This window comes from Clavibacter sp. A6099, from assembly GCF_021919125.1.
Classification (GTDB): domain Bacteria; phylum Actinomycetota; class Actinomycetes; order Actinomycetales; family Microbacteriaceae; genus Clavibacter; species Clavibacter seminis.
Map to the genome: position 1 here is coordinate 608,187 of NZ_CP083439.1, position 25,958 is coordinate 634,144.

The window sequence follows — 25,958 nt, forward strand, 5'->3', positions numbered from 1 at the left end:
TCCACCCCGTTCGGGGGACACGCCCGGGATCCGCCCGCGACCCCGCCCGGGGGCGCGCCGGGACCCCATCACCCCCTAGGCTCCCCGACCGGGGGAGTGTGCACCGCGCGTCGCGATCGGTCTCATCGATACGAGAACGAGAGTGAGAACAGGTGACCAAGAGAATCAGGCGCGGGCTGTCCGCGTCCGCCGCGGCGACCCTGGTGGTGGCGTCCGCGCTGCTCGCCGGCGGATCCGCCCAGGCCGCGGGCACGACGCCGCCCCGGCCCACCGTCCACACGCAGAAGGCGTACGCGCCGGAGGACGACTTCACGGCCCACTGGACCCGCGCGGACGCCAAGCAGATCGCGAAGCTGTCCGATCCGACCGCGCCGCCCCGGACGAACTCCATGCCCGCGGCGCAGACCATGCCGCAGGTGCCGCAGGACTTCCCGACGATGACCGACAAGGCGTTCGTCTGGGACACCTGGCCGCTCACGGACTCGTCCGGCCAGACCTACAGCGTCGACGGCTACGACGTGATCTTCGCGCTCACTGCCCCGCGCACCCTGTCGTTCGACGACCGGCACACGTACGCCAAGATCGGCTACTTCACGCGGCCCACGGGGATCCCGTCGGAGCAGCGCCCGGAGAACGGCGGCTGGACCTACCAGGGCAACGTGTTCGAGGACGGCGTCACGGACGGGATCTTCCCCGACCAGTCGTTCACCCAGCAGGCCGAGTGGTCCGGCTCCGCGCGGATCATGGCCGACGGCACGGTCAAGCTGTTCTTCACCGACGTGGCGTTCTACCGCGACGCGAAGGGCCAGGACGTGAAGCCCGCCGACCCGGTGATCTCGCTCAGCCAGGGGCGCATCGAGAAGACGGACGGCGCGGTGAAGGTCGCCGGCTTCGAGACGGTGACGCCGCTCCTGCGCCCCGACGGGCAGAGGTACCAGACGAACGAGCAGAACTGGTCCACCAACTTCCGCGACCCGTTCACGTTCACGGATCCCGACCACCCGGGCAAGACCTACATGGTGTTCGAGGCCAACGTCGCCGGGAAGCGCGGCGAGCAGGAGTGCGACGAGACCGACCTCGGCTACCGGAAGGGCGACCCCGCGGCGGAGGACCCGAAGGAGGTGACCGCGAGCGGCGCGAACTACCAGATGGCCTCGATCGGCCTGGCGGTCGCGGACGACGCGGACCTCACGAAGTGGCACTTCCTGGATCCGCTGCTCGAGTCGGCCTGCGTCACCGACCAGACCGAGCGGCCCGAGGTGATGATCGAGAACGGCAAGCACTACCTGTTCACGATCAGCCACCGCTCGACGTTCGCGAAGGGCATGGACGGCCCCGAGGGGGTCTACGGCTTCGTGGGGAACGGCCTGCGGAGCGACTACAAGCCGATGAACGGCGGGTCCGGCCTCGTGCTCGGCAACCCGACCAACCTCAACTACGCGGGCGGCACCGCGTACGCGCCCGACTACAACCAGACGCCGGGCGCGTTCCAGGCGTACTCGCACTACATCCTCCCGGGCGGGCTGGTGGAGTCGTTCATCGACGCCGTCGGCACGAAGGAGTCCTTCCGCCGCGGCGGGACGCTTGCGCCGACCGTGAGGCTCGAGTTCGACGGCGACACCTCGGAGCTCGACCGGGGCTACGGCGAGGGCGGGCTCGGCGGGTACGCCGACATCCCGACGACCCGGGTCTTCGACCCGGCGCACCCGCCGCAGTAGGGCGAGGCGCGGCGGCGGCGGTCATCCCGTCGTCGCCGCGTCCTCCCGGGCCGCTCATCTACACTCGCTGTCGATGCCCGCCCCGTCCCCGACCCCGATCCCGCCGCGCGTCCAGCGCGTGATCCGGGGGCTCGCCGCATCCACCACCGCCACGTTCGTGGCCGCCCTCTTCCACGAGGCCGGCGGCGGGGCCGCCCCGTCGTGGGCCGTCGTGGCGTTCGGGCTCGCGCTCGCGTCGCTCGCGGCCATCGCGCTCGCCGGCACGCGCACGTCGCTGTGGCGCCTCGTCGCCGCGGTGGGCGTCAGCCAGCTGCTCTTCCACGGCCTGTTCACCGCAGCGGGCGACGCGACCGGCCAGGCCGTCGCGGCGGATCCGCACGCGGGCATGGGGCACGGCGCGTCGGCGCTCGCGATCCCGGGCCTCGACGCCGCGGCCGGCGACGCCGGCGCGTTCGACCCCGGCATGCTGCTCTCGCACGGCGCGGCCCTCGTCGTCACCGTGCTCGCGCTGCGGCACGGCGAGGCGGCCATCCGCGCGCTCGTCGACGCCTCCGCGCTCCGTGTCGTGCGCGCCCTCGCGATCCCGTTCCTCCGGCCGGAGGGGCGGCGCGACACCGCGCTCGCCCTGGCCGTCCGGGCGCCCCTGGCGCTGCGCGACCTCTGCGCCCGGCTCGGCCGCCTGCGGCACCGCGGCCCGCCGCACCCGCGCGCCCTCCCCGCAGCCTGACGCGCCGGCCGGATCCCGCGACCTGCGGATGCCGGCCCACCGCGCGAGCCCGCTCGCGCCGCGGACGCGATGCCACGCATCGCCCGCCCCCTCTCCTCCCTCACCGGACGCCGGCACCGCCGCGTCCGCTCCCGGGGCCGCCCCGCGCGGCCCGGAACAGGACACCAGCCATGATCACCTCAGCCCCCTCCGCCCCCCGCCGCCGGATCCTCCGCTCGGCCACCGCGCTCGTCGGCGGCATCGCGCTCGCCGTCGCCGTGCCGCTCGCGGCCTCCGCGCACGTGCGCGTCTCGCCCGACCAGGCGGCCGCCGGCAGCTACAGCACGCTGACCTTCAAGGTCCCGACCGAGTCCGCGACCGCGACGACCACGAGCGTCACCGTCGACCTGCCGAAGGACGCCCCCTTCTCGAGCCTCTCCACCGAGCCCGTGCCCGGCTGGACCGCCAAGGTCACGACCGAGAAGCTCGACACCCCGGTGAAGACGGACGACGCGACCATCACGGACGCGCCCGTCGAGGTCACCTGGACCGCCGACGACGGCGTGGGCATCAAGGCAGGCGAGTTCCAGCGCTTCACGGTCTCCGTCGGACCCGTGCCCGACACCGGCAGCATCATGCTCCCGGCGCACCAGGGCTACTCGGACGGATCCGTCGTCGACTGGGACCAGGCGACCCCGGCCTCCGGCGAGGAGCCGGAGCACCCCGCGCCCACGCTCTACGTGGACGACGCCCCGCCCGCCGACTCCATGAGCGCGATGACGACCACGGCGGCGCCCGACGCGACGGTCGCGACGGCGGCCTCGGACACGAGCGCCACGAGCAGCGCGGTCGCGGTCGGCCTCGGCGTGGGCGGCCTCGCCCTCGGCGCGGTGGCCCTCGTGGTCGCGGTCTTCGCGCTCACCCGCGTGCGCCGCGAGGGCGGCGGCCAGGCGTGACGCCCGGAGACCGGATCCCGGCCCGCGCCGGCAGGCGCCCGCTCCGGCGGCTCGCCGCGGCGGTCGCCGGCGCCGCGCTCGCGACCGGAGCGCTCGCGCTCGCCGGGCTCGCGCAGGGGAGCGGTCCCGACGGCGCGCTGTCGGCGTCCGCGCACAACTACCTCGTGTCGAGCTCGCCCGCGGCCGGATCCACGATCGACGCTCCGCCGTCGGAGGTCACGCTGACCTTCAACGACGTGATCCTCGACCTCGCCGCGGCGGGCGGGGGAGGCGGCGACGCGTCGACCGGTTCCGCGCCCGCGGGCGGCTCGTCCGTCGTGCAGGTGACGGGACCCGACGGGCAGGGAACGCACTTCGAGACCGGCTGCGCGACGGACTCCGGGCGCACGGTCTCGGTGCCGGTCGCGCTCGGCGGATCCGGGCAGTACACGGTCACGTGGCGCGTGGTCTCGGCGGACGGGCACCCGGTCTCCGACTCGATCGCGTTCACGTACCAGGCGCCCGCGGGCGCGACGGCCGCGGCGGGCACGCCCGATGGGCCGGGCTGCGCGGCGGCGCAGGAGGGGGCGGCCGGATCCGGCGCGACCTCGTCGGGTGGCGCCGGAGCGTCCGCCGCCGATCCGGGCACCGCAGCCGGCCAGGAGCAGGGCGTCGCGCCCTACCTCGGCGTCATCGTCGGCGTGGGCATCGGGATCGTCGTGCTCGCGGCGGCAGCGGTCGTCCTCATCGTGGTGACCGGTCGGCGGAAGCCGGGCGCGACGGCCGCGACGGCCGCGACGGGTGACGCCGACGCCGTCGGCCCGCGCGAGGGCGGCCCACCCGCCGCCTGACCGCACGCGACTCGCGACGACGGGCCCGGATCCCTGCGGATCCGGGCCCGTCGTCGTCCGCGCGGGGAGCCGGGTCAGCCCGCGCCGGGCCCCATCACCTCGACGGCGCGGGCGAGGGCGTCGCGGCAGGCTCGGATCCCCGGCCGGTCGAGGCTGCCCACGCGCGACGACGTGAACACCGTGCGCCGCGGCGAGCCCGGCAGGCCGATCAGCCGCACGTCGGGCTCGCGGCCGGCCCACACCAGATCCGGCAGCACGGACGCCGCGTGCCCGCCGCGCACCAGGTCGATGTGCGCCTGCAGGTCGGCCGTCACGTACCGGACGTCCGGCTCGAAGCCCGCGACCCGGCACACCTGCTCGGCGAAGTGGCGCGACGCCGTGCCCGCGGGCTCCATCACCCACGGCAGGCGGCGCGCGTCGGAGATGGAGCGGACGTCGTCTCGGCCGGGCGGGAGGCCGAGGCGGAGCGGATCGACGCACAGCTCCTCGCGGTCGAGGTCGGCGGGCCGCGGCGCCGCGTGCGCCGGGTACTGCTCGGCGATGACGAGGTCGTGGTCGCGCGCCCATACGTCGTGCAGGCCCGACTCGGGCTCGCGCATCGTGATCTCGACCCGCAGGTCGGGGTAGTCGTCGCGGAGGATCGTGAGCGCCGGCGGCACGAGCGCGAGCAGCGCCGACTGGAACGCGGCCACGCGGATGGTGCCGGACACGTTCGCGAGCGACGCGTTGACCTCCGTCTCGGCGCGCTCGAGCCGCTCGAGCAGCGCCGTGGTGTGCTCCACGAGGATCTCGGCCTGCGGCGTGAGCACCACCCGCCGGCCGACGCGGCGCAGGAGCGGGACGCCCGCCTCGCGCTCCAGCTGCGCGAGCTGCTGCGACACCGACGACGGGCTGAATGACAGCGCGTCGGCGACCGCGCCGATCGTGCCGCGCAGCTTGAGCTCGCGCAGGAGCCGCAGCCGTCGCATCTCGAGCACGTGCGCCTCCCCGGGATCTCAGGCGAGCGTGGAATCATCGGCAGGGCCGCACGATGATCATCGGAAACGTTCAGCGCATCCGATGAGAGCATGGTCGCACACTGGGAGGACGCGCCCGCAGCGCGGCCGACGCCGGGGCACATCGCCCGACCCGAGACGAAGAGGTTCCCGCATGACCGCCGAGACCGCATCCGCCCCCGAGACCGCACCCGCCTCCGAGACGGCGCAGTTCCCGACGGTCGAGGGCACCGCCGCAGCACCCGACCGCGAGGCGCTCGCCGACCGGTCCGTCGCGCTCGTGCGCACGTGGCTCGCGGAGGCGGCCCAGCACCCCGCGGATCCGTCGGCCGAGCGCCTCGCGGGCGTCCTCAAGGACGAGAACGGCCTCGACTTCACGATCGGCTTCGTCGACCGCGTCGTCCGCCCCGAGGACCTGCCCGTCGCGGGCAACAGCCTCGCCGCGCTCACCGCCAAGACCCCCGGCTTCCTGCCCTGGTACATGCAGGGCGCGATCCGCGCGGGCGGCATCCTCGGCCCCGTCCTCCCGCAGGTCGTCGTCCCCGTCGCGCGGCGCGTGCTGCGCGAGATGGTCGGCCACCTCATCGTCGACGCGACGAGCGAGAAGCTCGGCCCGGCGATCCAGAAGCTGCGCGAGGGCGGATCCCGCCTCAACCTGAACCTGCTCGGCGAGGCCGTGCTGGGCGAGAAGGAGGCCGCGCGCCGCCTCGCCGGCACGCGCGAGCTGCTCGCCCGCGACGACGTCGACTACGTCTCCATCAAGGTGTCGAGCGTCGTCTCGCAGCTGTCGATGTGGGCGTTCGACGAGGCCGTCGACAAGGTCGTCGAGCGGCTCACCCCGCTGTACGAGCTGGCGTCGAAGGCCGCCACCCCGAAGTTCATCAACCTCGACATGGAGGAGTACAAGGACCTCGACCTCACCATCGAGGTGTTCACGCGCGTGCTCGACCAGCCGCAGCTCAAGGACCTCGAGGCCGGCATCGTGCTGCAGGCGTACCTGCCCGACGCGCTCGCGGGGCTCCAGCGGCTGACCGCGTGGGCGCAGGAGCGCCGCGCGGCGGGCGGGGCGCCCATCAAGGTCCGCATCGTCAAGGGCGCGAACCTCGCGATGGAGCAGGTCGACGGCCGCATGCACGACTGGCCCGTCGCCACCTGGGCCACCAAGGAGCAGACCGACACGCACTACAAGCGGATGCTCGAGCACGCGCTCCAGCCCGCCGCGGCCGACGCCGTGAAGATCGGCGTCGCCGGCCACAACCTCTTCGACGTCGCGTACGCGTGGCTGCTCGCCGAGGAGCGCGGCGTCACCGACCGGATCGAGTTCGAGATGCTGCTCGGCATGGCGACCGGCCAGGCCGAGGCCGTGAAGCGCACGGTCGGCGGGCTCCTGCTCTACACGCCCGTGGTGCACCCGACCGAGTTCGACGTGGCCATCTCGTACCTCATCCGCCGCCTGGAGGAGAACGCGAGCCAGGAGAACTTCATGTCGGCGGTGTTCGAGCTGAGCACGTCGTCCGAGCTGTTCGCGCGGGAGGAGTCGCGGTTCCGGGCGTCGCTCCAGGGCGTCGACGACGCGATCCCGGCGCCGAACCGCACGCAGGACCGCCGCTTCCCGCCGGAGCTCGACGACGTGGATCCGCTCGCCGAGCCCGAGACGCCCGAGGAGCCCGAGGAGGAGGTCGACCCGCAGCTCACGAGCGTGGTGCAGGGCTTCACGCGCGGATCCCTGCTGACGCCCGACGCGCTCGTCGACCCCGACGCCTCCGCGACGCCGTTCCACAACGCGGCCGACACGGATCCGGCGCTGCCGACGAACCGCGCCTGGGGCCGCGAGATCCTGTCGCGCGTCGAGGCCTCGCAGCTGGGCGTCGCGACCATCGAGTCCGCGCGCATCGACTCCACCGGGCAGCTGGACGACATCATCGACGGCGTCCGCACCGCCGCGGCCTCCTGGGGCGCCCGACCCGGCGACCAGCGCGCGGCGCTCCTGCACCGCGTCGGCGTCGCGATCGAGCGCAACCGCGCGCGCCTCATCGAGGTGATGGCGTCGGAGACCGGCAAGACCATCGCCGAGGCCGACCCCGAGGTCAGCGAGGCCGTGGACTTCGCGCACTACTACGCCGAGCGCGCCCGCGACCTCGACCGCGTGCAGGGCGCCCGCTTCGTCCCGTCGCGCGTCACCGTCGTGGCGCCGCCGTGGAACTTCCCCGTCGCGATCCCCGCGGGCAGCATGCTCGCGGCCCTCGCATCCGGCAGCGGCGTGGTCGTGAAGCCCGCAGGCCAGGCCCGCCGATCCGGCGCCGTGCTCGTCGAGGCGCTCCGCGAGGCCGGCGTGCCGCGCGAGCTGCTCGCGCTCGTCGACGCCGGCGAGGCCGAGTTCGGCGAGCACCTCATCTCGCACCCGGCCGTCGACCGCGTGATCCTCACGGGCGGCTACGAGACCGCCGAGGTCTTCCGCTCCTGGCGCTCGGACCTCCCGCTCCTCGCGGAGACCAGCGGCAAGAACGCCATCATCGTGACCCCGAGCGCCGACCTCGACCTGGCCGCGGCCGACGTCGTGAAGAGCGCCTTCGGCCACGCCGGCCAGAAGTGCTCGGCGGCGAGCCTCGTGATCCTCGTGGGCTCGGTCGGCAAGTCCCGACGGTTCCTCACGCAGCTCACCGACGCCGTGTCGTCGCTGCGCGTGGGCTACCCGTCGGATCCCACCACGCAGATGGGCCCGATCATCGAGCCCGCCGCCGGCAAGCTCAAGCACGCGCTCACGCAGCTCGGCGTCGGCGAGAAGTGGCTCGTGGAGCCCGAGGCCAAGGACGAGACCGGGCGCCTCTGGTCGCCGGGCGTCCGCGACGGCGTGAAGCCCGGGTCGTACTTCCACCTCACCGAGTTCTTCGGCCCCGTGCTCGGCGTGATGCGCGCCCGCACCCTCGAGGAGGCGATCCGCTTCCAGAACGCCATCCCCTACGGCCTCACCGCGGGCCTGCACAGCCTCGACGCGCGCGAGCTCGAGCAGTGGCTCGAGACCGTGGAGGCGGGCAACCTCTACGTCAACCGCGGGATCACGGGCGCGATCGTGCAGCGCCAGCCGTTCGGCGGGTGGAAGCGCTCCTCGGTCGGATCCGGCACGAAGGCCGGCGGCCCGAACTACCTCATGGGCCTCGGGTCCTGGGTCGCGGACGCGGGCCGGCACTCGAGCTCGCTGCACCTGCGCGGGCTGTCGCCGCGGGTGACGGAGCTCATCGAGTCGGCGCAGCCCGCCATCCGCTACGAGGACTTCGACCTCGTGCGCCGCTCCGCCCTCAGCGACGCGGTCGCGTGGCATGACGAGTTCGGCCAGGTGAAGGACCCGAGCGGGCTCGGCGTGGAGCGGAACCTGTTCCGCTACCGCCCGCTGCCTGTCACGGTGCGGCTCACGGAGTCGGGCGCGCTCGCCGACCTGCTGCGCGTCCTCGCGGCCGGGCGGCTGGCGCGTGCGGAGATGCACGTGTCGGTGCCGGGGATCCTCCCGGCCGGCCTCGGCCAGGTGCTCGACGACCTGCCGAGCGTGCACGTGACCATCGAGACCGACGATGCGTGGCTCGCCCGGGTCGCCGCCGACGGGATCGCGACGGAGCGCGTGCGGCTCGTCGCCGCGCGCGACTCGCGGCTCGTGGAGGCGCGCGCCCTGTCCGACGCGCTCCGCGGCACGCCCGACGTGGCCGTCTTCGCGGACGAGATCACCGCCGCCGGCCGCGTCGAGATGCTCACGTTCCTGCGCGAGCAGGCCATCAGCATCACGGCCCACCGCTTCGGCAACCCGGACGACTGGAGCGAGGCGGTCATCTAGGCGACGGCCATCGAGGTCCGCGCGCTCCAGGCCGCGGAGACGGACGGGACGCGGGCGCAGCGCCGGGGATGATCCGCTCGCGGGCCTCCCGGATCCGCGACCCTGGGCGCATGCAGACATCCGTGGCCGTCGACCGCGCCCGCGCGCTGTGGGACGGCGGCCGGCGGAGGGACGCGATCGTCGAGCTGCGGGCCCGCGTGCGGAAGGAGCCCGGCGACGCGGTCGCGCGACTGCTGCTCGCGTCGTGGTACCGCGAGGTGCGCGCGCCCGACCAGGCCGGACGCTGGGGGATCGCCCTGCCCGGCTGGACCGCCCCGCGCGAGCGCGAGCTGCTGGCGCGGCTGATCGCGTCGTCCGGCGTGCCAGACGACCGCCTCGGGCGCTTCCTCGCGCTGCCCGCGGGCGAGCGGCCCGCCGAGCTCGACGAGGTCATGGCGATCGTGGACGGTCTCCGCGCCCCTGACGGCTGGCGCGGCGCGAAGCCGCTGCGACCGTGCGACCTGCGGAGCCGGATCGCGCATGCCGTCCACGTGCTCGGCTGGCTGCTGCTCTCCGGCGCTCTCCTGATGTCCGGGCTCGTCGCGCTGACCGGCGACGACGCCACGTCCCCCGCGCGCGGCGGCGTCGCGGTGGGGCTCGTCCTGCTCGCTGTGGCCGCTGTCGTGGAGGGCACACGGGCCCGCCGGGGCTGGTGGTGGATCGGCCCGTCGGCGGTGCTGCTCGCCGCTGCCCTGATGGCGGCCGCCGTGACGCTCGTGCGGATGGCGGTCTGACCGCCGCCTAGGGTCGACACGTGATCCCCGCTCCCGCCGTCATGCACGTCGCGGTGGCGCGGGTGGCCGAGACCGCCGACCGCGCGGCCCGCACAGCCGCCGGCCGCGTCGCGCTGCGGACGCTCGTGGCGGGGGTCGCCGGCGCGGATCCCGCCGACGTCACCGTGCGCGCCCGCTGCGCGACCTGCGGCGGAGAGCACGGCCGTCCGGTGCTCGGCGGATCTCGCGCGCTCGACGGACTGCACGCGAGCGTCGCGCACGCGGGCGACGCCGTGGTGGTCGGGGTGTCGACGGACGGCCCGATCGGCATCGACGCCGAGCCGCGCGGTCGCGAGGCGCCGCCCGGGACGACGCTCGCGGAGTGGGTGCGGATCGAGGCGGTGCTGAAGGCCGACGGCCGCGGGCTCGCGGTGGATCCGGCGCGCGTTCGGTTCGCGGGCGACGCGCGCGGGACCGTCGCGTGGATCGACGGCGAGCCCGCGCGCTACCGGGTGGTCGACGCGGAGCTCGGGAGCTGGCTGGTCGTGGCGGTCGCGCGGCGCGGCCTCGGCCAGGTGGTCGTGCGGATCCGGGACCCGGACGGGCCGGGATCCGGCGCCTGACGCCTCAGCGCCGCCCGACCCGCGGCAGCGCAGGCAGCGGCGCGTCCGCGAGCCACGCGCGCAGCAGCGCGCCCGCGTCGCCGGCCGCGCCCACGAGGTCCGCCGTGGTGCGCGGCGCCGTCCACGCCGGATCCGTCCAGCGCAGCAGCAGCTGCCGCCACGCCGCGTCGCCGAGGGTGAGCCGAAGCGCGTGCACCGCGAGGGCGCCTCGCTTGTAGACGACGTCGTCGAACATCGACTCGGGGCCGGGATCGCCGATGCCCATCTGCGTGCCGTAGCGGTCGAGGCGCGCGTGGTGCTGGCGCGCGAGCTGGTCCGCGGTGGGCCCGCCGGACTCCTCCGACCACAGCCACTCGGCGTAGCAGGCGAAGCCCTCGTTGAGCCAGATGTGCTGCCACGACGCGAGGCCCACGGAGTTGCCGAACCACTGGTGCGCGAGCTCGTGGGCGACGAGCCGCTCGGATCCGCCCGTGCCGTCCGCGTGGTTGGAGCCGAGCACGGCCATCGCCTGCGCCTCGAGGGGGATCTCCAGCTCGTCGTCCGTGACCACCACCCGGTACTCGTCGAACGGGTACGGCCCGAACAGCGTCTCGAAGAACGCCATCATGCGGGGCACGAGCGCGAGGTCCTGCAGCACGCGGGCCTCGCGGGGCTTGGGGTACGCGAACACGGCCTGGGTGGATCCGGCGGGCACGCGCTTCTCGGAGTACCGGCCGATCTGCACGGTCGCGAGGTACGGCGCGGTGCGTGCGTCCTGCTCGTACGTCCAGGTCGCGCGGCCCGAGCGCTCGAGGCGGGAGACGAGCCGGCCGCTCGCGATCACGGTGTAGTCGACCTCGCACGCGATGCGGATCCGGAACGCGGCCCGGTCGTCCGGCCGGTCGTTGCAGGGGAACCAGGTGGACGCGCCGCTCGGCTGCGACGCGACGAGCACGCCGTCGCCGAGCTCCTCCCAGCCCAGGTCGCCCCAGACGGTGCGGCGGGGGCCGGGCTCGCCGGAGTAGGCGACGTCGACCGTGAAGGTGGTGCCAGCGGGGATCGGCGCTGCAGGTGTGACGACGAGCCGTCCGCCGCGCTGCACGTGCCGGGTCTCGCGGCGGCCGTCGACGCGCACGTCGCCCGCGCGGAGGCCGGTGAGGTCGAGCTCGAAGCGGGCGAGCGGCTCGCGCGCGACCGCGGTGATGACGGCGCGCGCCTTGAGCCGGTTGCGGGCCACGCGGTAATCGAGATCGAGGTCGTAGCGCTCGACGGCGTACGCGGAGGATCCGACCTCGGGGGTGTAGGCGTCGCCGGACGCGGGGCCGGCCGTGGCCCTCACCGGCGACCGGCGGTCGCGCGCGCGGCGGTGTCGGCGGGAGCGGTGGCGGCGGTGTCCGTGGTCGTCGCGGCGGCGCCAGCGGGCAGGTAGCGGCCGGTCTTCACCTCGCGCCACGGGCCGATCGGGTTGCCGCTCCAGCGGCTGGCCTCGGGCACGAGCTCCCCGCGCATCACGAGGCTCGCGGGCCCCACGGTGGCCTGCGGGCCGATGCGCGCCGCGGGGAGGATGACGCTGTGCGGCCCGAGGGTCGCACCGGCGTCGAGGGTGACGGTGTCCATGCTCATGATCCGATCATGGAACAGATGCGTCTGGACGACACATCCGCGGTTGATCGTGGATGCGTCGCCGAGCGTCACGAGGTCGGCCTCGGGCAGCCAGTGCGAGTCGCACCAGACGCCGGATCCGATGCGCGCTCCGAGGCTCCGCAGCCACCAGACGAGCGCGGGCGTTCCCGCCGCCGACGACGCGAACCAGGGCGCCGCGACCATCTCGGTGAAGACGTCCGACACCTCGCTGCGCCACACGAACGACGACCACAGCGGGTGCTCCTCGGCGCGGATGCGGCCGATGAGGATCCACTTGGCCGCCGTCGAGATCGCCGCCGCCACCGCGCCGGCGACCAGCAGCACCACGCCGCCGAGCAGGAATGCGACGAGCGGACCCCACGCCTCGGTGAGCGCGGCGAGCGTCACGAGGACGGCCAGGCCGATCGCGCAGGTGACGAAGACGGGCACGACGCGGAGCAGCTCCCACAGGATCCGGGCCACGCGCAGCCGGGTCGGCGGCCGGAACGTGCGCGAGTCGTCGGCGGCGGCGACCGTGCGCCGGAGCCGGACGGGCGGGGAGCCGAGCCATGAGGATCCGGACTTCGACTTCGTGGGCGCCGCCGAGAGCACGGCGACGAGGCCGTCCTTCGGCACCTTGTGGCCGGGGCCCGCCATGCCGGAGTTGCCGAGGAACGCGCGCTGGCCGATCTCGGCGCGGGCGACGCGCATCCAGCCGCCGCCGAGCTCGTAGCCCGCCACGAGCGTGTCGTCGGCGAGGAAGGCGCCGTCGCGGATGGTGGTCATCGCGGGGATGAGGAGCACGGTCGACGCCTCGACGTCCTTGCCCACGCGGGCGCCGAGGAGGCGCAGCCACACGGGCGTGAAGAGGCCGGCGTAGAGCGGGAAGAGCACGGTTCGGGCGAGGTCGAGCAGGCGCTCGGTCGTCCACAGCTGCCAGCCGACGCGGCTCCGCACCGCGTGGATGCCCTCGCTGACGCCGAGGCCGAGGAGGCGCACGGATCCGACGACGAGGAGCGCGAGCACGAGGCCGGTCATGAGCACGGCGGGCACGAGCGCGCCGAGGCCGCGCCACCACACGTCGCCGAGGTCGGCGGATCCGCGGATCGCGGCCGCGAGGATCCCGCCGCCCGCGACGAAGCCGACCACCGGCACGAGGGCGGTCGCGACGGAGGCGGCGCCGTACGCCGTGACCCAGCGCGTGTTGCGCGGCGGCCGGTGGTCGGGCCACCAGACGCGGGCCTTGCCCTCGCGCGCGGCCGGGGATCCGGCCCAGCGCTGGCCCGACGGCACCCGGCCGAACACGGCCGAGCCCGGCGCGATCTCCGCGCCCTTGCCGATGCGCGTGCCCGGCAGGAGCGTCGAGCGCGTGCCGACCGTGGACCCCGCGCCGATGCGGACCGCGCCGACGCGCACGGTGTCTCCGTCGATCCAGTACCCGGAGAGGTCGACCTCCGGCTCGACGGACGCGCCCCGGCCGATGCGGAGCATGCCCGTGACCGGCGGCAGCGTGTGCAGGTCGACGTCGTCGGCGATGCGCGCGCCGAGCGCGCGCGCGTAGTACGTGATCCACGGCGCGCCCGCGAGCCCGACCGCGCCGATCTGCTGCGCGATCTGCTCGGCCAGCCAGATCCGCAGGTGCCAGCGGCCGCCGCGCGGGTGGTCGCCCGGCGTGAGGCCGCGGAGGAGGAGGCGCGCGGCGACCGCGGAGATCGCCATGCGGCCGAACGGCGTCGCGAAGAGGAGGAGGCCCGGGATCAGCAGCCACCACGAGACGTCGGGCAGCGCGTCGAAGCCGCCGAGCGGGCGCAGCAGCGCGCTCGCGGTGAGGAGGAGCGCGAGCCAGCGGAGGCTCTGCAGGGCGAGGAGCGGCGCGCCGAGGAGGGTCTGGATCCACTGCGTGCGGCGCGGCGTCGGCGTCACGTCCACGCGCGGCCCGCTGCGCTCCGCCCGCGGCGCGCGACCGGCGATGGCGGCGTGCATCGCGCCCAAGCGCGGGTGGGCGTAGACGTCGGCGACCGTGAACTCCGGGTCGATGGTGCGGATCCGGGCCACGAGCTGCGCGGCCGACAGGGATCCGCCGCCCAGGTCGAAGAAGTTGGCGTCGGCGCTCGCGACGGGCGTGCCGAGCGCGGCCGACCACATCTCGGCGAGCGGGCGCAGCTCGGCGTCGAGGTCGGCGCCGTCGTCGCCCGCGGCGCCCGGGAGCGGCCAGGGCAGCGCGGCCCTGTCGACCTTGCCGGACGTGCGCGTGGGCAGCGACTCGACCACGCCGATGAGCGGCACGAGCGCGGCCGGCAGCGCGACGCGGAGGCGCTGCACGGCGTCCTCGCGGGAGAAGGCGGCGGGATCCCGGGGCACGAGGTAGCCGACGAGCACCTGGTTGCCCGCGCCCGTGGTCTGCACGGCGACGGCCGCGCCCTGCACGTCGTCGAGGCCCTGCAGCGCCGCCTCGATCTCGCCCAGCTCGATGCGGCGGCCGCCGACCTTCACCTGGTCGTCGGCGCGGCCCTGGAAGACGAGGCCCTCCGCCTCGAAGCGCACGAGGTCGCCCGAGCGGTAGGCGCGATCCCAGCCGAGCGCGGGGAACGGGGCGTACTTCTCGGCGTCCTTGGCGGGATCCAGGTAGCGGGCCAGCCCGACGCCGCCGATGATCAGCTCGCCCACGCCGCCCTCGGGCACGCGCGCGCCCTCGGGGTCGACGACCGCGAGGTCCCAGCCGTCGAGCGGCAGGCCGATCCGCACGGGGCCGGGGCCGCCGAGCGGTGCCGCGCACGCGACGACGGTCGCCTCGGTGGGGCCGTACGTGTTCCAGACCTCGCGCCCGTCGGTCGCGAGGCGCTGGCCGAGCTCGGGCGGGCAGGCCTCGCCGCCGAAGATGAGCAGCCGCACGTTCTCGAGCGACTCCGCGGGCCACAGCGCCGCGAGCGTCGGGACGGTGGACACGATCGTCACGCCGTGCGTGGTGAGCCAGGGCCCGAGGTCCATGCCGCTGCGGACGAGGCTGCGCGGCGCGGGCACGAGGCACGCGCCATGGCGCCAGGCCAGCCACATCTCCTCGCAGCTGGCGTCGAACGCGACCGAGAGGCCGGCGAGCACGCGGTCGCCCGGGCCGATCGGCTCCTCCCGGAGGAAGAGGCGCGCCTCCGCGTCGACGAAGGCCGCGGCCGAGCGGTGCGAGACCGCGACGCCCTTGGGGGTGCCGGTGGATCCCGAGGTGAAGATGATCCACGCGTCGTCCTCGGGCGCGGGCGGCGCCACGAGCGGCAGCGCGGAGGTGGAGGCGTGCGCGGCGGCGGCGGGGAGGATGCGGAGCGCGGCGGATGCGGCGGATGCGGCGGCGGCCTCGGCGGTCTCGGCCGTCTCGGCGGCGGTGGCGTCCGCGGCGCGCGGCGTGAACTCGCCCGTGCCCGTCACGACGCCCGCGACGCGCGCCTCGCCGAACACGAGCCGGGCGCGCTCCTCGGGGTCGTCCGCGTCCACCGGCACGTACGCGGCGCCGGCCGCGAGCACGCCGAGCACGGTGACGTAGAGGTCGCGGGATCCGGACGGCATGCGGATCCCGACCCGGTCGCCCTTCCCCACGCCCGCCTCCCGCAGCGACGCCGCGACCTGCACGACGCGCGCCATGAGCTCGCGGTAGCTGAGCGCGCCGTCGCCGTCCTCGATGGCCGACGCGTCGGGATGCGCGGCGACGGTCGCGCGGAGCACGTCGACGAGCGTGCGCGGGGGAGTGACGGCGTCGGCCCGGTCGAGGACGCGCTGCGCGGCGTCGGCGTCGGCGTCGGCGTCGTGCGGCGTCGCCGCGTCCGGGGAGGACTCGGGCATGTGATCTCCGATCGGGACGGGCGGCGTGCGTACTGTCGGGCCTCCGGGTGAACGGGAGGTGGAATCGTGGCGACCCCGGGCCTCCGGAGCCCGCGGCCGGAGTCAGCCGGCCGCGAGCGCCTCGTCCACCAGACGGCGCGCGTCGGCGTCGGAGGCGCCGAGCCGCCGCGCGAGCTGCGCGTAGGCGACGGCGGATGCCCGGAGCGGCGCCGGCACGTCGTCCTGCGCCGCGACGAACGACCCGGCACGCCCGCGCGTCTCGATGACGCCGTCGGCCTCGAGCTCCTTGTACGCGCGCGCCACCGTGTTCACGGCGACACCCGCCTGCTCGGCGAGGGCCCGCACGGTCGGCAGCCGCGCACCGACCGGCAGCTCGCCGTCGGCGGCCCGGCGCGCGACCTCGGCGCGGAGCTGCTCGTAGGGCGGGACCGCGGAGCCCGGGTCGATGCGGTAGCCGGGCGCGGGATCCATGGGCCGAGGCTAGCGAGCCGCGGGCCGCCGCCGGGCGCGACATGCACGGCGACATGCGCGGGGCCGCGGCGCGCGAGAGGATGGGGGAGCGGCACGCCCGGCCGCCGACAGGAGGTCCCGCATGTCCGAGCTCGAGCTGATCACGATGTGGTCGCGCGCCCGCAAGCAGATGATCACGAGCCAGCTCGGCCCGATCTTCCTGCTCACCTCCACCGTGGTCCTGCTCCGCACGGGCCTCGCCGAGGCCGATCTCGGCACGCGCCTCGCGGCCGCGCTCATCCTCCTCGCGACGGGCGCCCTCGGATCCGCCGTGCAGTTCTCCGTCAACTCGCAGGCCATCGCCATCGCCCGCGACCTCCGCGAGTCGGGCGCCTCGTCGCACGCGGCGCGCGTGGTCATTGCCGCCGAGGGCCTCACGAACCTCGTCCGCTACGCGATCCCGGCCCTCTTCGTGGTCATCTACGTCGTGATCCTGGTGGCGCTGTTCGCGTGACCCACGTCCCACCCGGCCGCGGCCGCTGATCCCTCAGGCCGAGACGGCACGCGGGATGCTCGCACGGAGCGCCACGAGCGTCGGCCCCAGCGTCGCCAGCAGGAGGCCGAGGAGGCCGGCGCCGAGGAGCAGCAGCATCGGGACGGCACCCACGGAGAGCTGCGTCTCCGGTGCCGTCCGCCGCAGGGCGTCCAAGACGACGACCGAGGCGACCGTCACGATCACGACGCCGAGCAGGAACGCGGTCCCGGCGTAGACGACGGCCTCCAGCGCCGCGGCCCTGCGCACGAGCCGCGGGGTCGCGCCCGCGGCCTGCACCAGGGCGAACTCGCGGTCCCGGGCCCGCCCCGTCATGAAGACGCTGACGGCGGAGGCGATCAGCGTGAGCACGAGCGGCGCCCCGAAGAGGAGGAGGTCCGCTTCGCGGTCCGGCGCGGCGGCCGGCATCCCGGAGAGGGAGGCCCGCGCGCTCGCGAACATGTCCGTGACGCTCGTGGCCGAGCCCACGAGCACGATGCCCAGGGTGAGCGGCACCACGGCCGAGGTCGACTGGGTGATGCGGTGCGCGCACGCGTGGCGGGCCAGGTACCAGGCGGGCCGTCCGCGTGCGGGGATCAGGGCGGTCCAGGCGCGCAGCACGGGCCGCACCGCCAGGGGGGCGATGGCGGCGAGGGCGACCATCATCGCGAGTCCCACGAAGAGGCCGTTCTGGCCGATGCCCGTGAGTGGGAGGTCCTGCATGCCGACTCCCATGGCGGCGGCGGCGGCGGCCCCCGTCGCCGCCAGGATCCAGCGGAGCACGGTCATCCGGATCCGCGGGTCCTCGGGCGTGCGCAGGGCGGCGATCGGCGGGACCCGGGACGCCTGACGGGCCGCGCGGCGGCCGCCGAGGAGCATCAGGGCGGTGATGAGGACGACGACGGACGCGGCGCTCAGGGGATCCTGGCTCGCGCGCGCGCCCTGCAGCGTCGGCACCCGGGACGTCAGCCAGCCGAACACCGGTTGCGTGAGGGCGGCGCCGATCGCGATGCCCGCCACGGCGGCCGCGACGGCCAGCACGGCGAGGAGCCCGAGGATCGTGCGGCGGACGCGACGCGGGGTCATGCCGGCCAGCTGCCACCTGGCGTGGTCCTGCCGCTGTGCCGCGACGGACAGCTCGGCCGCCCCGCCGACGACGATGATCATGGTGATGCCGCTGAGGAGGACGGGCGTGGCCGTGAAGCCGATCACGCCCTCGAGGTCCGCGTCGGAGATGCGGCCGGCGCCGGCGAGGCGCAGGGCGCTCGACACGATGCCGGCCATGATCGCGAGGATCGCGGCGGCCGCGCCGGCGATGACGGCGGAGCCGATCCAGAGGCGCAGGTCGTGACGCAGCTCGGCGACGACGAGGCGGATCACCGGGCATCCCGGACATGCGCCGGCCGGGCCGCGGCGATCGCCGTCGAGACCTCGTCCGCTGTCGGCCGGATGAGCTCGGCGTGGATCGTCCCGTCCCGCAGGACGAGCACGCGGTCCGCGACCGCCGCCGCCTCCGCGCTGTGGGTGACGAGCACCACGGACCGCGTGCCCGCCGCCATCTCGCGGAGCAGCGCCAGCACGTCCGCGCCGGTCCGGGAGTCCAGGGCCCCCGTCGGCTCGTCGGCGAAGAGCAGCTGGGGCCGGGTCGCCAGGGCGCGGGCCACGGCCACGCGCTGCTGCTGCCCGCCCGACAGCTCGCCGGGCAGGTTCCCGCCGCGGTCCCGGAGCCCCACGGACGCCAGCGCCGCGTCGATCGAGGCGGGATCGACCTTCCTCCCCGCGAGGCGGAGGGGGAGGGCGATGTTCTCCCGCGCGGTCAGCGACGGGACGAGGTTGTACGACTGGAAGACGAACCCCACCTGCTGCTGGCACATGCGCGCGAGGTCCTCGGCGCGGGTCGTGCGGGGGTCGCGGCCGAAGAGGGAGACGGATCCGCCCGTCACCTGCTCCAGGCCCGACAGGCAGTACAGCAGCGTGGACTTCCCCGAACCCGACGGCCCGACGATGGCGACCATCTCCCCGGGACGGATGCCGAGGGATATGCCGTCGAGCACCCGGACCTCGTCCATCTTCCGCGTCCCCGGGAACGCCTTCGTCACCTCGACCGCGCGTACGTGCACCTCATCGCTCATGCCCTCAGCTTGGTGGGCGGCGGCGCCGTGCGCAGTGGGGAGAACCCCACTGTCCTGCGGGTGCCGTTACTCCAGCGTCCGGTTCACCAGCCGCGACAGCACGATGGCGCTGCGCGTGTGGTCGACGTTCGGGGCGAGGCGCACCTTCTCGAGGGCGTCCTCGAGGCTCGGGATGTCGCGGGAGCGGATCCGGACGATGGCGTCCGCGTCGCCCGTGACGGTGCCCGCGTCGACGACCTCGGGGACGCCCTGGAGGATCCGGCGCAGCTCGTCGGGCGCGACCGTCCCGCGGCAGAACAGCTCCACGTAGGCCTCGGTGCTGAGGCCGTCGACCGCGGGGTCGACCTGGATGGTGAAGCCGCGGATCACGCCGTCGGCCACCAGCCGGTCGACCCGCCGCTTCACCGCGCTGGCCGAGAGGCCCACCGTCCCGCCGATGTCGCCGTAGCCGGCCCGCCCGTTCTGGCGGAGGAGGTCGATGATCCGGTGGTCCAGGTTGTCCATGCCCCGAGCCTATGGCGGGATCGTGCGTGGGACCGGGCCCCCACGCGCGGAATCCGCGTCGCACCCTCTCGAACGGGCGCGATGCGCCTGCCAGGCTGTGCGGAAGGCGTCCCCTCGGGGCTCTGGGACATCGTCCGCCTCCACGACCGCGCCGCGAGGCGCGCCGCACGAAGCAGGAGCACCATGCCCTCCACCCTCTCCCGATCCGCGGACACGACCGCCGGCCGCACGCCCGTCGCGAAGCGCGTGCTCATGTGCCGGCCCGACCACTTCGACGTGGTCTACAAGATCAACCCGTGGATGGATCCCGCCGTCCCGACCGACACGTCGCTCGCGGTGCGCCAGTGGCAGACCCTCTACGACACGTACGTGGGCCTCGGCTTCCAGGTCGACCTCATCGACGGGATCGCCGGGCTGCCCGACATGGTCTACGCGGCCAACGGCGGCTTCACGCTCGACGGCATCGCCTACGGCGCCGCCTTCCAGCACGCGGAGCGCCAGCCTGAGGGCCCGGCCTACATGGACTGGTTCCGCGAGGCGGGCTTCGACGTGCGCGTGCCCGAGCAGGTCAACGAGGGCGAGGGCGACATCCTCCTCGTCGGCGACACGATCCTCGCGGGCACCGGCTTCCGCAGCGACAGCACCAGCCACGCCGAGGTGGCCCGGATCTTCGACCGCGAGGTCGTGACCCTCCGCCTCGTGAACCCGTCGTTCTACCACCTGGACACCGCGATCGCCGTGCTCGACGACACCAACATCGCCTACCTGCCGAGCGCGTTCGACGCCGACAGCCTCGACGAGATCGAGCGCCGCTTCCCCGACGCGGTCGAGGTCAGCGAGCAGGACGCCTCGATCCTCGGCCTCAACTCCTACAGCGACGGCTACAACGTGGTCATCGCGGAGAAGGCCGTCGGCTTCGAGGCGTCGCTGCGCGAGCGCGGGTACAACCCCATCGGCGTCGACCTGTCCGAGCTGCTGCTCGGCGGCGGCGGCGTGAAGTGCTGCACGCTCGAGCTGCGGAAGTAGGCCCGCCATGACCGACACCATCGACCGCCCCGCCGCATCCGACGCCGGCGCCCTCGCGATCCACGCCGAGGAGGCGCACGCCGCGCACAACTACCACCCGCTCCCCGTCGTGGTCGCGTCCGGCGAGGGCGCGTGGGTCACCGACCTCGACGGCCGGCGCCTCCTCGACTGCCTCGCCGCGTACTCCGCGGTGAACTTCGGGCACTCGCATCCGGAGCTGGTGCGGGTCGCGACCGAGCAGCTCGGACGGATCACGCTCACGAGCCGCGCGTTCCACAACGACAAGCTGGGCCCGTTCGTCACGGCGCTCGCCGAGCTCGCCGGCAAGGACATGGTCCTGCCGATGAACACGGGCGCCGAGGCCGTGGAGTCCGGGATCAAGGTCGCGCGCGCCTGGGGCTACCGCGTGAAGGGCGTGGCAGCGGGCCGCGCGAAGATCATCGTCATGGCCGGCAACTTCCACGGCCGCACCACCACCATCGTGAGCTTCAGCGACGACGAGGAGGCGCGCGCCGACTTCGGGCCGTTCACGCCCGGCTTCGTCACCGTGCCGTACGGCGACGCCGCGGCGCTCGAGGCCGCGATCGACGCGGACACGGTCGCGGTGCTCGTCGAGCCGATCCAGGGCGAGGCCGGCATCGTCGTGCCGCCCGCGGGGTACCTCGCCGACGTGCGCCGGATCTGCTCGCGCGAGCGGGTGCTGATGATCGCCGACGAGATCCAGTCCGGCCTCGGCCGCACGGGCGCGACCTTCGAGTGCGACAACTCCGACGTCGTGCCCGACCTGTACCTGCTCGGCAAGGCGCTCGGGGGCGGCATCGTGCCCGTCTCCGCGGTCGTCGGGGATGCGGACGTGCTGGGCGTCATCCAGCCGGGGCAGCACGGATCCACGTTCGGCGGCAACCCGCTCGCCGCGGCCGTGGGCCACGCGGTGGTCGACATGCTCGCGACGGGCGAGCCGCAGGAGCGCGCGCGTCGCCTCGGCGCCGTGCTGCACGCCCGGCTGGCGGATCTCGTCGGCCACGGCGTCCTCGAGGTGCGCGGCCGCGGCCTGTGGGCCGGCATCGACATCGACCCGGCGCTCGCCACGGGCCGCGCGGTATGCGAGCGGCTCGCCGAGCGCGGCGTGCTCGCGAAGGACACGCACGGCTCGACGATCCGGCTCGCGCCGCCCATCGTGGTGGAGGAGGAGGACCTCGTCTGGGCCGTCGGCCAGCTCGCCGAGGTGCTCGCGGAGCTCGGGGCGCGCTGACCTCGACACCGCGCTGACCCGATCCGCGCCCGGCCGCCCTACGACGCGGCCGGGCGCGTCCGCGTCCGCGCCCGGGGGCCGCGCGGCCGGCGGGGCGCCGCGGGTCCCGCGGGCGCGCGCGTCGCGATGGCCACGCCCGCCGCGACGCACACGACCACGATCGCCCCGAGCTGGATCGGCGACAGCGACTCCCGCAGCACCATCACGCCGAGGATCGCCGCGACCACCGGGCTGAGGCTCGTGAGCACCGCGAACAGGCGCGGGGTGATGCGGCGGAGGATCACCGTGTCGAGCGAGTACGGCACCGCCGACGACAGCAGGCCGATCGCCACGAGCAGGCCGAGGATCCGCCCGTCGATCGCACCGACGTCGAGCGTGAGGAGCGCCCACGGCACGAGCACGACGAGGCTCACGATGCTGGCGACCGCGATCCCCTGGAAGCCCGGCAGCCGTTCGGCGACCCGGCGCGTGAAGACGATGTAGCCGGCCCAGGTGACCGCGGCGGTCGCGCCGCAGACGAGGCCGAACGCATCGATCCGCCCCTCGAGCCCGGTGAGCACGACGACGCCGGCGGCCGCGACGAGCGCGCACGCGGCGTCGAGCAGGCGGCGCGAGGCGAGCAGCGCGATCGACAGCGGGCCGAGGAACTCGATGGTCGCCGCGATGCCGAGGCCCAGCCGGTCGACGGCCGCGTAGTACGAGAGGTTCATCAGCGAGAGCGCGAGGCCGAGCATCACGGCGGGCACGAGCTGGGCGCGCGTCATGCGGTGGATCCGCGGCCGCGCCACCGGGAGCACGAGCGCCGCCATCATCACCTGCCGCGCGGCGACGACGAGCACGGGGCCGACGACGGGGATCACGAGCCCGGCGAGCGACGACCCGTAGCTGACGCTCACGATCGTGCCGACCTGGAGGGCGGCGCCCGCGGCGGTGCTGCGGGCCCCGTGGGCATCCGTCGCGCCGACGACCGCGCCCTCGACGCCGGCCGGGGTGGTGCCGGGGGCGGATCCGGGGTGCGCGCCCGCGGGCTCGGCGCGGTCCCCGGGGCTGGTCACCTCGCGAGCGTACCGACGCGGGTGAGCGGCGACCGGGTCGCGCGCGCGGGCGTGCGGCGGATCAGCTGACGAGGTCGCCGAACGGCTCGGGCGGCGGGGGCAGCCGACCGGCTGCCGCGAGGACCGCCTCCTCCAGGTGGTCGGCCACGTCCTCCCATCGGTCGTCGCACGCGTCGCAGCCGCAGGGCGGGAATGCCTCGGCCATCCGCTGGTCCACGTGCAGCAGGACGCCGGGGAACGCCGTGAGCTCCAGGGTGAGCGTCGGTCCGGCCCCGTCCCGCGGAGCGATGCGGACGGAGCGGACGGCGTCGGGGTGCGGATCCGCGAGGGCCGGATCCGGGCCTTCCACGACCGTCACCTCGTGCGTCGCGGCGAGGTGCGCCACCAGCGCGTCGGCCACCGCATGCAGCGGCGCGAACCGCTCGAGGTGCGAGGTGCGCGAGTACGCGGCCTCTGGCAGGCCGTCGGCGTCGTCCCACCGCGATCCGTAGGGCACGCCGTCGTCGTCGATCGCGGGCGGCCGGTCGATGGCGGGGCGGACGTAGTGGGGCATGGCGCGGGCGGATCCGCCTAGCGCGGCAGCGCGTTCCCGTCCGCGTCGAGGTGGTCGCGCCAGCTGCGCGTCGGCTCCCAGCCGAGCAGGCGGCGCGCCTTCGCGGTCGAGATGCCCGAGGAGTCGACCCGCTCGATCGCGCGCAGCTCGATGGCGTCGCCGTAGTGGCGGTGCAGCTCGGCGGCGAAGTCGTGGCCGCCCGCGTTGTCGGCGGCCGCGATGTAGAAGACCTCGTGGCCGGGCAGGTCGGACGCGACCGAGAGCACGATCGCGTCGGCCAGGTCGTCCGCGTCGATGTAGCTCCAGAGGTTCGCCGTGAGCACGGCCGCGTCGCGCACCTGCTCGCCGAGGTTCGACGCGTAGTTGTCCTCGTTGTGCACGGTGCTCGGGCGGAGCGAGATCACGCGGATGTCGGAGCGGCGCACGGCCGCGTCCATCAGCTGCTCGCCGAAGGCCTTGGAGAGGGCGTACGGATCCTGCGGGCGGAGCGGGTGCTCCTCGTCGACGGGCGCGTAGTCGGGCAGGAACGGCCGCTCCGGGAAGAAGTTGCCGACGATGCTCTCGCTCGAGATGTTCACGAAGCGCGGGACGCCGAAGCGCACCGCGGCCTCGATCATGTGGAACGTCGACATCAGGTTCGTCTGCAGCACGACGTGCGCGGGGTTGCCCGTGGGCTGCGGGATCGCGGCGACGTGGACGACCGCGTCCATGCCGGCGACGACCGCGAATGCATCGCCCTGGTCGGTGAGGTCGGCCATCACGTACCGGCCCGGCACCACGACGCCGGCGTCGAAGACGGGGCGGACGAGGTCGACGCCCGTGACGTCGTGCCCGGCGGCGACGAGCGCCTCCACGGCGGCGCGGCCGACCTTGCCGCGGGATCCGGTGACGAGGACCTTCACGCGCCGACCCCCGCCTGGCCCTCGGGCGCCTTCATCACGACGGGGACGAACGGGTCGTCCTCGAGCCGCTCGGAGAACCACGTCTCGTCGACGTAGCCCTCCGACCACAGCTTCAGCGGCGTCGCGACGGTGGGCGTGAACAGCTCCCACCGGGTCCAGAGGCGCGCCTCCTCGGTCATCATGCGGCCGACCTCGCGCGTCCAGCTGACGACGACGTGGTCGGCGGGCAGCAGGCGCTCGAAGGCTGCCTGCGCCTCGGCCAGGCGGGCGGACCTCGTGCCGTCGCCCGAGACCTGCTCGGCGCTCAGCGCCAGGACCAGCGTCCAGGTCGTGCTCTGCAGCTCGGGGTCGCGGGGCGCGACGGCGGCGTCGGCTCCGGCTCCGGCTCCGGGCGATGCGGGGGTGGTGTCGTGGCTCATGCGGCGTCGCGCTCCTCGTGTCGATCGAGTCTGTCACGCGGCATCGCGCGCGTCCGGAGCGCGAGGTGCACCAGGACGCCGGCCACGAGCGCGCAGAACGCGGCGCCGAGCCCGCCGACCGTGATCCCGGACGCCGCCACCACGAACGTCGCGACCGCGGGCAGGTGCGCCCCCGGATCCCGCACCGCCGACGCCAGGCTGGACGCGAGCGACGGCGCGAGCGCGAGCCCGGCGGCGGCCGCCACGACGCCCGCCGGACCCGCGACGATCACGGCCGCGAGCGCCGCCGACGCCAGCCCGAGCACGAGGTTGGTCCACCCCGCCGCGCTGGCTGCGCGCCACCGCTCGTCCGGGTCCGGATGCGCGGAGGGCGCGGCGGAGAGCGCGGCCGACAGCGCCGCGAGGTTCACGGCGTGCCCGCCGAACGGCGCGCTCACGAGGGTCGCCGCCGCGGTCGTCGTCATCGCGGCGCGCCACGGCGTCTCGTAGCCGAAGCTCGCGAGCACCGCGACGCCCGGCAGGTTCTGCGACGCCATGGTCACGACGAACAGCGGGATCCCGAGCGCCACGGCCGCGGCGACGGTGAACACGGGGGCCGTCAGCTCGATCCGCGGCACGAGGTGCGCGAGGTCGAGCGACGCCCCGGTCGCGGGCCCTGCGACCGCGAGCGAGACGCCGACCACCACGAGCGCGGCGGCCAGCGCGGTCGGGGCCGCCCAGCGCGGGGCGAGGCGGGCGGCGGCGAGCCAGGCGAGGACCACGGGCAGCACGACGAGCGGGGAGGCGACCGCCGCCGTCACGGTCGCGACGCAGAGCGGGAGGAGCACGCCCGCGAGCATCGCCGCGGCCACGCTCGCCGGGATGAGGCGCACGAGCCGGCCGAGCAGCGGCCAGAGCGCGGTCGCGAGCACGAGGATCCCGCAGACGAGGAAGGCGCCGACCGCCGCGGCCCATCCGCCCTCGACCGCGCCGGATCCGATGAGCAGCGCCGCCCCGGGCGTCGACCACGAGAGCGTGATCGGACGGCGGAAGCGGTGCGCGAGGAGCACGGTGCCGAGCCCCTGCGTGACGCACAGCGCGAGCAGCCCGGACGCGGCCTGGGACGGCGACGCACCCACCGCGGTGAGGCCGGTGAGCACGACGGCCGACGTGCCGGCGAACCCGACGACGGCGGTGACGATCCCGGCTCCGCGGGCCTGCGCCCGGCCGCCGGGCACCTCGATGGCCGTCATGCGCGCTCCCGACCGGACGCCGGTCGTCCTGCCGCCCGATCCTAGGGTCGGCTCCGCGCCGGTCCGTC

At 75.1% G+C, this 25,958-nt stretch carries 22 protein-coding genes; 10 read left to right on the top strand and 12 right to left on the bottom strand.

What is annotated here, in order from left to right:
* The first annotated feature begins 152 nt into the window (after positions 1–152).
* From KYT88_RS02980 to KYT88_RS02995, 4 genes are all read left to right on the top strand, one after another.
* Positions 153–1,718, top strand: coding sequence for a glycoside hydrolase family 68 protein (locus KYT88_RS02980; protein ID WP_043585221.1), 1,566 nt, complete (start codon positions 153–155; stop codon positions 1,716–1,718).
* A 73-nt stretch (positions 1,719–1,791) separates the two neighbouring features.
* Entirely contained in the window at positions 1,792–2,445 is a 654-nt protein-coding gene (locus KYT88_RS02985; protein ID WP_237583758.1) for a hypothetical protein, read from the top strand.
* Between the two features lie 170 nt (positions 2,446–2,615).
* Positions 2,616–3,380, top strand: coding sequence for a YcnI family copper-binding membrane protein (locus KYT88_RS02990; RefSeq protein WP_043588079.1), 765 nt, complete (start codon positions 2,616–2,618; stop codon positions 3,378–3,380).
* The gene (locus tag KYT88_RS02995) at positions 3,377–4,210 is read left to right on the top strand and encodes a copper resistance CopC family protein (RefSeq protein WP_237583759.1); all 834 of its coding nucleotides are present in this window, start codon (positions 3,377–3,379) and stop codon (positions 4,208–4,210) included. Before KYT88_RS02990 ends, KYT88_RS02995 begins: the two co-directional genes overlap by 4 nt.
* Positions 4,211–4,284: 74 nt before the next feature.
* On the opposite strand, the gene KYT88_RS03000 is transcribed toward KYT88_RS02995, so the two are convergent.
* Positions 4,285–5,187, bottom strand: coding sequence for a LysR family transcriptional regulator (locus tag KYT88_RS03000; protein WP_043585217.1), 903 nt, complete (start codon positions 5,185–5,187; stop codon positions 4,285–4,287).
* A gap of 172 nt (positions 5,188–5,359) precedes the next feature.
* On the opposite strand from KYT88_RS03000, the gene KYT88_RS03005 reads away from it, so the two are divergent.
* From KYT88_RS03005 to KYT88_RS03015, 3 genes are all read left to right on the top strand, one after another.
* Positions 5,360–9,028 carry a proline dehydrogenase family protein gene (locus KYT88_RS03005; protein WP_043585215.1) on the top strand — a complete coding sequence of 1,223 codons (3,669 nt, stop codon included), beginning with the start codon at positions 5,360–5,362 and terminating at the stop codon, positions 9,026–9,028.
* A 110-nt stretch (positions 9,029–9,138) separates the two neighbouring features.
* Positions 9,139–9,801: a hypothetical protein gene (locus KYT88_RS03010; protein WP_237583760.1), complete on the top strand. Its 663-nt coding sequence runs from the start codon at positions 9,139–9,141 to the stop codon at positions 9,799–9,801.
* A 20-nt stretch (positions 9,802–9,821) separates the two neighbouring features.
* Positions 9,822–10,403: a 4'-phosphopantetheinyl transferase family protein gene (locus KYT88_RS03015; protein ID WP_043585211.1), complete on the top strand. Its 582-nt coding sequence runs from the start codon at positions 9,822–9,824 to the stop codon at positions 10,401–10,403.
* A 4-nt stretch (positions 10,404–10,407) separates the two neighbouring features.
* On the opposite strand, the gene KYT88_RS03020 is transcribed toward KYT88_RS03015, so the two are convergent.
* The 3 genes from KYT88_RS03020 to KYT88_RS03030 all read right to left on the bottom strand — a co-directional run bounded on the left by KYT88_RS03020 (position 10,408) and on the right by KYT88_RS03030 (position 16,304).
* Positions 10,408–11,721, bottom strand: a complete 1,314-nt coding sequence (locus KYT88_RS03020; RefSeq protein ID WP_043585805.1) for a M1 family metallopeptidase — start codon at positions 11,719–11,721, stop codon at positions 10,408–10,410.
* Positions 11,718–15,833: a Pls/PosA family non-ribosomal peptide synthetase gene (locus KYT88_RS03025; RefSeq protein WP_043585209.1), complete on the bottom strand. Its 4,116-nt coding sequence runs from the start codon at positions 15,831–15,833 to the stop codon at positions 11,718–11,720. The genes KYT88_RS03020 and KYT88_RS03025 overlap by 4 nt, the downstream gene beginning before the upstream one ends.
* A 102-nt stretch (positions 15,834–15,935) precedes the next feature.
* The gene (locus KYT88_RS03030; RefSeq protein WP_043585207.1) at positions 15,936–16,304 is read right to left on the bottom strand and encodes a GntR family transcriptional regulator; all 369 of its coding nucleotides are present in this window, start codon (positions 16,302–16,304) and stop codon (positions 15,936–15,938) included.
* Between the two features lie 121 nt (positions 16,305–16,425).
* Here KYT88_RS03030 and KYT88_RS03035 point away from each other — a divergent pair, with 121 nt between their 5' ends.
* Positions 16,426–16,797, top strand: a complete 372-nt coding sequence (locus tag KYT88_RS03035) for a hypothetical protein (RefSeq protein WP_043585205.1) — start codon at positions 16,426–16,428, stop codon at positions 16,795–16,797.
* Between the two features lie 33 nt (positions 16,798–16,830).
* Here KYT88_RS03035 and KYT88_RS03040 read toward each other — a convergent pair whose 3' ends face one another.
* From KYT88_RS03040 to KYT88_RS03050, 3 genes are all read right to left on the bottom strand, one after another.
* On the bottom strand, positions 16,831–18,195 hold the full coding sequence (locus KYT88_RS03040) for an FtsX-like permease family protein (protein ID WP_043585203.1): 1,365 nt from the start codon (positions 18,193–18,195) through the stop codon (positions 16,831–16,833).
* On the bottom strand, positions 18,192–18,947 hold the full coding sequence (locus KYT88_RS03045) for an ABC transporter ATP-binding protein (RefSeq protein ID WP_043585201.1): 756 nt from the start codon (positions 18,945–18,947) through the stop codon (positions 18,192–18,194). The genes KYT88_RS03040 and KYT88_RS03045 overlap by 4 nt, the downstream gene beginning before the upstream one ends.
* Positions 18,948–19,013: 66 nt before the next feature.
* Complete coding sequence (locus tag KYT88_RS03050) at positions 19,014–19,451, bottom strand: Lrp/AsnC family transcriptional regulator (RefSeq protein ID WP_011931848.1); 438 nt, start codon at positions 19,449–19,451, stop codon at positions 19,014–19,016.
* A gap of 183 nt (positions 19,452–19,634) precedes the next feature.
* Here KYT88_RS03050 and ddaH point away from each other — a divergent pair, with 183 nt between their 5' ends.
* Positions 19,635–20,477 (top strand): dimethylargininase, encoded by an 843-nt coding sequence (ddaH, locus tag KYT88_RS03055; RefSeq protein WP_043585199.1) that lies wholly within the window; start codon positions 19,635–19,637, stop codon positions 20,475–20,477.
* A 7-nt stretch (positions 20,478–20,484) separates the two neighbouring features.
* A complete protein-coding gene (rocD, locus tag KYT88_RS03060; protein ID WP_043585197.1) occupies positions 20,485–21,729 on the top strand; it encodes an ornithine--oxo-acid transaminase in 1,245 nt (414 codons plus the stop codon).
* 38 nt (positions 21,730–21,767) lie between these two features.
* On the opposite strand, the gene KYT88_RS03065 is transcribed toward rocD, so the two are convergent.
* The 5 genes from KYT88_RS03065 to KYT88_RS03085 all read right to left on the bottom strand — a co-directional run bounded on the left by KYT88_RS03065 (position 21,768) and on the right by KYT88_RS03085 (position 25,890).
* Positions 21,768–22,784, bottom strand: a complete 1,017-nt coding sequence (locus KYT88_RS03065) for an EamA family transporter (RefSeq protein WP_237583761.1) — start codon at positions 22,782–22,784, stop codon at positions 21,768–21,770.
* Between the two features lie 61 nt (positions 22,785–22,845).
* Positions 22,846–23,337 (bottom strand): DUF6226 family protein, encoded by a 492-nt coding sequence (locus KYT88_RS03070; protein ID WP_051629292.1) that lies wholly within the window; start codon positions 23,335–23,337, stop codon positions 22,846–22,848.
* Positions 23,338–23,354: 17 nt separating this feature from the next.
* Complete coding sequence (locus KYT88_RS03075) at positions 23,355–24,239, bottom strand: NAD-dependent epimerase/dehydratase family protein (RefSeq protein WP_043585193.1); 885 nt, start codon at positions 24,237–24,239, stop codon at positions 23,355–23,357.
* Positions 24,236–24,658, bottom strand: a complete 423-nt coding sequence (locus KYT88_RS03080; RefSeq protein WP_043585191.1) for a hypothetical protein — start codon at positions 24,656–24,658, stop codon at positions 24,236–24,238. Before KYT88_RS03080 ends, KYT88_RS03075 begins: the two co-directional genes overlap by 4 nt.
* On the bottom strand, positions 24,655–25,890 hold the full coding sequence (locus KYT88_RS03085; RefSeq protein WP_043585189.1) for a benzoate/H(+) symporter BenE family transporter: 1,236 nt from the start codon (positions 25,888–25,890) through the stop codon (positions 24,655–24,657). The genes KYT88_RS03080 and KYT88_RS03085 overlap by 4 nt, the downstream gene beginning before the upstream one ends.
* Between the last annotated feature and the right edge of the window lie 68 nt (positions 25,891–25,958).

What these genes read in the sequence shown, in the direction of transcription:
- KYT88_RS02985 (WP_237583758.1), top strand. Translation starts at nt 1,792, where the DNA reads ATGCCCGCCCCGTCCCCGACCCCGATCCCGCCGCGCGTCCAGCGCGTG.
- KYT88_RS02990 (WP_043588079.1), top strand. Translation starts at nt 2,616, where the DNA reads ATGATCACCTCAGCCCCCTCCGCCCCCCGCCGCCGGATCCTCCGCTCG.
- KYT88_RS03005 (WP_043585215.1), top strand. Translation starts at nt 5,360, where the DNA reads ATGACCGCCGAGACCGCATCCGCCCCCGAGACCGCACCCGCCTCCGAG.
- KYT88_RS03010 (WP_237583760.1), top strand. Translation starts at nt 9,139, where the DNA reads ATGCAGACATCCGTGGCCGTCGACCGCGCCCGCGCGCTGTGGGACGGC.
- KYT88_RS03025 (WP_043585209.1), bottom strand. Translation starts at nt 15,833, where the DNA reads ATGCCCGAGTCCTCCCCGGACGCGGCGACGCCGCACGACGCCGACGCC.
- KYT88_RS03030 (WP_043585207.1), bottom strand. Translation starts at nt 16,304, where the DNA reads ATGGATCCCGCGCCCGGCTACCGCATCGACCCGGGCTCCGCGGTCCCG.
- KYT88_RS03035 (WP_043585205.1), top strand. Translation starts at nt 16,426, where the DNA reads ATGTCCGAGCTCGAGCTGATCACGATGTGGTCGCGCGCCCGCAAGCAG.
- KYT88_RS03045 (WP_043585201.1), bottom strand. Translation starts at nt 18,947, where the DNA reads ATGAGCGATGAGGTGCACGTACGCGCGGTCGAGGTGACGAAGGCGTTC.
- KYT88_RS03050 (WP_011931848.1), bottom strand. Translation starts at nt 19,451, where the DNA reads ATGGACAACCTGGACCACCGGATCATCGACCTCCTCCGCCAGAACGGG.
- ddaH (WP_043585199.1), top strand. Translation starts at nt 19,635, where the DNA reads ATGCCCTCCACCCTCTCCCGATCCGCGGACACGACCGCCGGCCGCACG.
- rocD (WP_043585197.1), top strand. Translation starts at nt 20,485, where the DNA reads ATGACCGACACCATCGACCGCCCCGCCGCATCCGACGCCGGCGCCCTC.
- KYT88_RS03070 (WP_051629292.1), bottom strand. Translation starts at nt 23,337, where the DNA reads ATGCCCCACTACGTCCGCCCCGCCATCGACCGGCCGCCCGCGATCGAC.
- KYT88_RS03080 (WP_043585191.1), bottom strand. Translation starts at nt 24,658, where the DNA reads ATGAGCCACGACACCACCCCCGCATCGCCCGGAGCCGGAGCCGGAGCC.
- KYT88_RS03085 (WP_043585189.1), bottom strand. Translation starts at nt 25,890, where the DNA reads ATGACGGCCATCGAGGTGCCCGGCGGCCGGGCGCAGGCCCGCGGAGCC.